The organism is Fructobacillus parabroussonetiae (assembly GCF_018437265.1).
GTDB lineage: Bacteria > Bacillota > Bacilli > Lactobacillales > Lactobacillaceae > Fructobacillus > Fructobacillus parabroussonetiae.
Map to the genome: position 1 here is coordinate 25,420 of NZ_JAAMFL010000009.1, position 6,182 is coordinate 31,601.

Consider the following 6,182-nt stretch of genomic DNA (forward strand, 5'->3'; position numbering starts at 1 on the left):
GCGGATGATAATCAATCTGAGCTTGGTAACTTAGCCAAGTACTCATTGGCAATATTTTCAATTTGATCTTTATTCTGACTGGAAACTGATTCAGCCTGGGCCACGAGTCCCTGAATGGCACTTTTGGCAAAGGACCGAGCCATCGTTGGCCAGTAATCCGTGTCCTGAATACCCTTACTTACAGGTACCACATTCACCTGCTCGTTCACTTGGTCCAAAGTGCTCAAAATATTGCTAAAGCGATCATTGGGCAGATACGAATCCCCCATCAACGTGTAAATGTTAAACATGTTGGTGTAAGCATAGTAGCGGTTATCATTTCGATATTCTGCTTGAATGAGTGGATAATAAAGCGTCCGAATCTTATTCGCAAAGCCGGTGCTCGTGTTGGTGCTTGTCAATTCAGCAGTCAGTGCATCAGCAGACCCCGTGTATTGATCAATGTAGTTCAGCGCATCCTGGTAGGCAGACTGAATCGTTGCTTGGTAGTTTGCCTGTGAGGCAATCGACGTTTCAAATTGGATAGCCGATTGCTTAACAGCTGCCTGCTTTTCGGCAGCAGACAGATAGACAGTTCCAGATGAGACATACTGCAAATCCTGCGCCAAAATGGCCTTGGCCTGCAGCTTAGCCGTCGCCAAGTTGATTTTCTCAGTTGCTTCCTTTTGAAGCGACGTCACAGCATCCGCCGTTGTGGCATCATTAATTTGCGTTTCGTATGATGACTCAATCTGTTGGATAGCCGACTGGTCATCACTACTTGGTGTGGCGATTGCGGAAGTTTGCATTTGCGCATCGGCTGTCGTCACATCTCAGGCAACGGCACCATAGGCAAGGCGAAGGCCGCGATTCCCATCACTTGACCAAGTAACCGTGCTCGATTTCTTTGCCTGATTAGCTGTTTCTTGCAAAGCCGCCACGGCGGACTGCTTAGCTGTTGCTAAAGACGTATCATCTGCCGACACCTCTGTCTTTGCAGTTAATCCACCGACTTCATGTGCCGTATATTGGCCAAGGCCAATCAAAGTGAATGCTGCAATTGAAGCAAAGACCCAGTTTTTTCCAGCTTTAAACATCTTATAGTGATAGTGATTTTTTTGCATGTTTACCCCCTACTCAGACCAAATACCATCCGTAAAAGTCATCATTTCTCACCCATATCAACCGGGTACCGAACAGTTTTTTTTCTTATCACGCCATGAAAGGAAGCAATAGTCCTTTCAAATCATATATTTCAATTGTAACATCAATGTATCAGTGGATACAAATTAGCCCCGTTAATAAGAACAAAAAAGAGTGAAAGCAAAACGCTTTCACTCTTTTTCAATCGAGAAAAATCAACTTAATTAATCTTTTTTACCAAAGGACTTCGTTAACAGCATCAAGCCAGTCGTTGCAGCAAGGCCGACCGTTAAGAGAAGCAATGAATTTCCCTTCTTTGTTTCTTCAGCAGTAGCTGGCAGAACATTATTTTGATTATGTTCAACAGGCTTTTGTGTGTCCGAACTTGCGCCATTCGTTGCTGGCAATGTCTTCGAAGTGCCATTCGAACCAGAACCGTCATTACCATTATCAGCATTTGGTGTCACATTACCACCATTATTTGCTGGCGTGTTGTCACCGCCATTACCACCATTATTTGGTGTTGGCGTTGGATTTGGTGTTGGAACAGGTGTCTCACCCTTCTTAGGATAAATAACCGTTACCGTTTGATTCTGCGTTTCACCATTTACGTCCTGAGATGAAACTAACTTTTCATTAGGAGAATCATAATCTTTAGATGAAAGGTCAGGTGATATCTTAGCGTCCCAAACTGAAGACCCAACCGGCTGCCATTCACTTGCTGAAATTATTTCACCCGTCACATCGTCAATCGTCAAATCACGTGTAAAGTTAACCGTTTCAATAACAGAATCGGCAACCTTATTACCTTTCGTATCAACATAGTTAATTGTCCGAGTAACTGATTTCTTTAATTCTTTAATATCAGTATTACCTGGGTTGTCAGGAGTTACTTTATGGCTCTTATCCTGATAAGTCACATTAATATCAACACTCTGAGTATTCGCGGTAACATCTTGAGCAGCAACCGTTTTAGGATCAGCAGTTTCATAACCTTTATCCGATAAATCTGGGGAATCAATCTCTACCCATTTCTGAGAATCAGTTGTTGACCAGTTATCATATTTCACTTCCCCCGTCTTATCTACAACAGTGGCACCACGAGTATAGGTGACAGTTTCAATTCTGGGCGAGACACCAGCTATTTCCTGTCCATTCTTATCGACATAATGAATAGTTCGCGTAACATTTTCCGTTAAATTAGGAACATTATCTGGATTATTCGATGGGGTTACGTGATGAGTGGAAAGAACGGGAAGTGCCGCAATCTCTTGATTAAAATCACTTGTATTACTATCAGCCGTAATTTGCCAATCATTAGTGTCAGTTGACGACCATACTATGTTCAACCACTTATCACGAATTTGTTTTATTGCATCTTTATCTGTACCAAAAGTATTGAGGGAAAAATCAGCATTGTGATTGATCATAAAATCAGCAATTATTTTCGCAGGGACAGAGTTGTACATAGGATTATATGATGGAATGTTTGCACCATCTACTTCCTTCGAATCATTTATGTATTCACCGCTAGCAAAGATACTGTTCAGTTTATCTAAAATTTTTTGTGCATCAGCCGCTGTTGGCTTAGAATCGACTGGAACCATATTTTGACCAGCATTCATCAAATCGGGGCCGTCCATAACGTCATAACGCATGGCATTCCGTATTTCGACATTACGCTTATCAGCATATAGGGCATCAGCCTGTTTTGAAAATGAAACGTCAAAATCGGAGCTAGCACCACTATAGTTATTTATATAATCGACGATAGAGCTCTTAATGTTTTGAATCTTACTTTGATAACCAGATCCTGCATCAAAACTTGTTTCAAATTTAATAAGCTTAGGCAATTCAGGCCAATAATTAATATTAGTATCAGAGGAAGAAGGCGCAATAACAGTTCCATTAGAAACAAAAGCCATATCTGCATCCAGAACATTCAATGCTTGCATTTTTTTGCTCAACAACGAAACGTTATCTGCTCCATCTGACAATAACGATTTAACTTTAGCCGTACTTGTTGCAGAATTAATTAATTGTTGAACCTGATTAAATTCCTCATCAATCTTATTCTTATATCCATAATCATTTTTAACTATGGCAGTAGTTGGAGACCCATCTTCGATATTGCCATCTTGAATATCCACTGTACGAACGCTACTATCAATGTTAATAGTACCAGGATTTTTAGCCTTATCAACGTCAGCTTGAAGGTCAGAAATCGCTTTAGTTTTAGCAGCTGCTAAGTCAGAAGTATCATCAGCAGCAGCCTTACTTGATCGTTGCATCAATGGAAAATACCCATTACTTGGAACATCAGTTTGTGTCGACAGAGCGCCTCCAGCAAACCCGAGTAAAGCAGCAAATGGCCAATATTTACCAACTTTAAACATCTTATAGTGTAATTTTGTATTATCTTCCATGAGAAATCCTCCCGTATTTGAACAGATGTCATCATTAACAGAAACAGCTAATTTGTTCATTAACTTAGAAAGTCTACTAATGAGAATCAGTAGTAATGATGATGAATCATTACGTATCCTCAAGTGCAACTGAACACACCTGGGTAAACAAATCACTCAACAACTTTCTAGTCATCTTCTTGTAATCTATTCTTAACTCTCTATACATAATAGAGCAATTTAGAACGAAACGAAACATTTTATTTGGTTTTTATTTAATTTTTTTTAAGTTGAGAATTAAAAACGAACGCTAACATTTGATTAGCGTTCGTTTATTTATAATCACGAATTGTTTTAATAAGAAAGAAAACAGAGGCGGTCATGGATAAGATGGCACCCATCAATATCAGATTGCGCTTATCATTTCCGTCAGTCCTAGCAGTTTCTGGCAAGACAAATTTCTGAAGATCTTGCTTGTTTTTATTCTGGCCGTTTTGGACTAATTTTTTAGCTGGAGTATTTATTGTCCCCTTTGGCAGATTAGGTCCAATTGGTTGGATAGGTTGAATTGGCTCTGTTGCCTTTCGGTAGATGATGGTGTAGTTGGCATCCCCCACTTGATCACTAAAGCTATTTTTACTTGGAATGGCATTTTGAGCAAGTTCATGACCATTGGCATCAATCACTCGGTCTAAGACATAGCGACCATTGTCAAATGTTTTGTCGGGCATGACCGCCGGCCAGGATTGGTCTGGTGAATCGGCTGCGATGCTGCTGTGTTGATCGATGATTTTGTTTAACCAGAGATTGGTCGTCTTTTGGTCTATCACTTTTACCTGGCTGAGTTGGTCGGGTAAGGAAGCGATGGGTTGGCCATCTTCCAATTCGTAGTGAATTTTGCGGGTATGCACTTTGGTAGTCGACGTAGTCGACGTTTTTCCAGCAAAGTCAACGTTGAAGGTCAGATGAGTCAAATCATGATCCGCATCGCTATACCAAGTCTTCCCGTCAGCCGAATGGAAGTTTGCCAACGGCGCGCCGTTCGTCCCGTAGATATCCGTTTGCGAATTTGATGGGTCGACCAGAGAGAAGACGTTATAGTTCACATAAGAAGAAATCAAGGCATCCCCCGTCCACTGCGTGTTTGACACAAAGCGAACCCGGTCCTTGGTCAGGCGTTTATCCAAGAAGTCCTTGGTACTGTAGTTTGGAATCCCTGGGAACATGCCGCCGTTCCAATAGTTGGTCTGATTTAAAATCAGGAACTCCGCCGAATTGGCGTTATCATCGGTTCTGCTGGCATAGTCGGTCGACACCCCATAATAATCCGGCTGTTTTTGATAGGTTGACCAAGTACCGATGCCATTCTGCACGTTAAAGGTGCGCTGGAAGGAAGCGTAATCGCTCCGTGTATCAACCACCTGGCCGTCAACACGGATGTTGATTTGCGCCCTGACCGTCATCGTGAAGAGTTTCTGGTTCAATCCACCAGTATGGTTGAGGTCATAGGTGCCGTTGGATAAGCTTGTTGGTTCGACTCCGGTATTTTGGTTCAGTGTTTCGCTGGTAGCATTCGAAAACGGACTTGTCACCTGCGAATGATTAATTGTTTTGGCAGATACCGGCTGTTGCAATACCAGATTTTTCTGACCCAAACCAAATGAAAAGCCTGTTAACAGAGCCATATCCGTTGCAAAGGCGACCGCAAAGGATCGTTTTAACCACTTAACAGCTGATACGGGTCTCTGCTGGACTATATTTTTTACATCGTTTCTATCCTGATTGTGCATCATGACATCGTCTCTCCCGTAGACTGTTAATGATTAAGCAGTCCCTTTCAAACTCGGTATACACTTGCTTACTTTGCTGGAGTGTGTCCTTTTAGCTAAGTAAAAAAGGACAAACCAAGCTGGTTCGCCCTTTATTGAATAATGGAAAGCGCTTAGCCCTCACCCTTATTGTTTTGATCGCCGTTTGCTTTGGCGACCATGGAGCTCGTGGCTTCTTCGTGAGAAGTTTTGTGTGAGGCCACTGAGTGGTTGACGGCAACGTCGGAATTGACGTGGCCGTTTTGTTGGCCGAGGACGAAACCGACGGTCATGACAACGACGATTGCAACGAAGAAACCAACGATGAAGTACTCGCGCTTGCGAGTCAGATGTGCTTTGATAAATTGAGTCATGGAGTAAATCCCCCTTCGATTTAAGAGTAGTCCTATCGGGCCATTTGGTCAAGGTTCTGGGTGGACTTTTTCAGGATTTTAGTCGATTTACTGGCGAGTTGGAAAGGGGTTTTTATTCCAACGCTTCATCACTAAGCTTGCGACATTTTGCTAGACTGATTTTGTAAGAAAGCACTTGTCATTGGTGCCTTACCGTCTGCTAACACCCTTCCATCATTTGTTAGCAAAAACACCAATCCTCTTTCGAGGACCAGGTGTTTTCTTACAGGGAGTCAGTGCGTGCCAGTGATCCGTACTGGCTTTTTCGTTTACGTTTCGAATCAAAAGGACCAGCCTTCGTTTGAAGACTGGTCCTTTTTAGTGAAAGAATCGATTACTGTTCTTTTTTGTTCAGCTTTGTCCAGAGTGTGGCAGCCAATTATAAAAAGTACTCCGTGAAATACTTAAAGCACGGAGTACGATCGTAATACGAT

At 42.1% G+C, this 6,182-nt stretch carries 5 protein-coding genes; all 5 read right to left on the minus strand.

Annotated features, from left to right (window positions below; genetic code table 11):
* Positions 1-11: 11 nt before the first annotated feature.
* Entirely contained in the window at positions 12-809 is a 798-nt protein-coding gene (locus tag G6R30_RS05455) for a hypothetical protein (RefSeq protein ID WP_213822308.1), read from the minus strand.
* 3 nt (positions 810-812) lie between these two features.
* The gene (locus G6R30_RS05460; RefSeq protein WP_213822311.1) at positions 813-1,103 is read right to left on the minus strand and encodes a KxYKxGKxW signal peptide domain-containing protein; all 291 of its coding nucleotides are present in this window, start codon (positions 1,101-1,103) and stop codon (positions 813-815) included.
* 243 nt (positions 1,104-1,346) lie between these two features.
* Complete coding sequence (locus G6R30_RS05465) at positions 1,347-3,548, minus strand: mucin-binding protein (RefSeq protein ID WP_213822313.1); 2,202 nt, start codon at positions 3,546-3,548, stop codon at positions 1,347-1,349.
* A gap of 311 nt (positions 3,549-3,859) precedes the next feature.
* Positions 3,860-5,320, minus strand: coding sequence for a hypothetical protein (locus tag G6R30_RS05470; RefSeq protein ID WP_213822316.1), 1,461 nt, complete (start codon positions 5,318-5,320; stop codon positions 3,860-3,862).
* A gap of 149 nt (positions 5,321-5,469) precedes the next feature.
* Complete coding sequence (locus G6R30_RS05475; protein WP_213822319.1) at positions 5,470-5,709, minus strand: hypothetical protein; 240 nt, start codon at positions 5,707-5,709, stop codon at positions 5,470-5,472.
* Positions 5,710-6,182: the final 473 nt, after the last annotated feature.

Excerpts from the sequence above, each read along its gene's own strand:
- G6R30_RS05460 (WP_213822311.1), bottom strand. The coding sequence starts at position 1,103 with ATGCAAAAAAATCACTATCACTATAAGATGTTTAAAGCTGGAAAAAAC.
- G6R30_RS05465 (WP_213822313.1), bottom strand. The coding sequence starts at position 3,548 with ATGGAAGATAATACAAAATTACACTATAAGATGTTTAAAGTTGGTAAA.
- G6R30_RS05470 (WP_213822316.1), bottom strand. The coding sequence starts at position 5,320 with ATGATGCACAATCAGGATAGAAACGATGTAAAAAATATAGTCCAGCAG.
- G6R30_RS05475 (WP_213822319.1), bottom strand. The coding sequence starts at position 5,709 with ATGACTCAATTTATCAAAGCACATCTGACTCGCAAGCGCGAGTACTTC.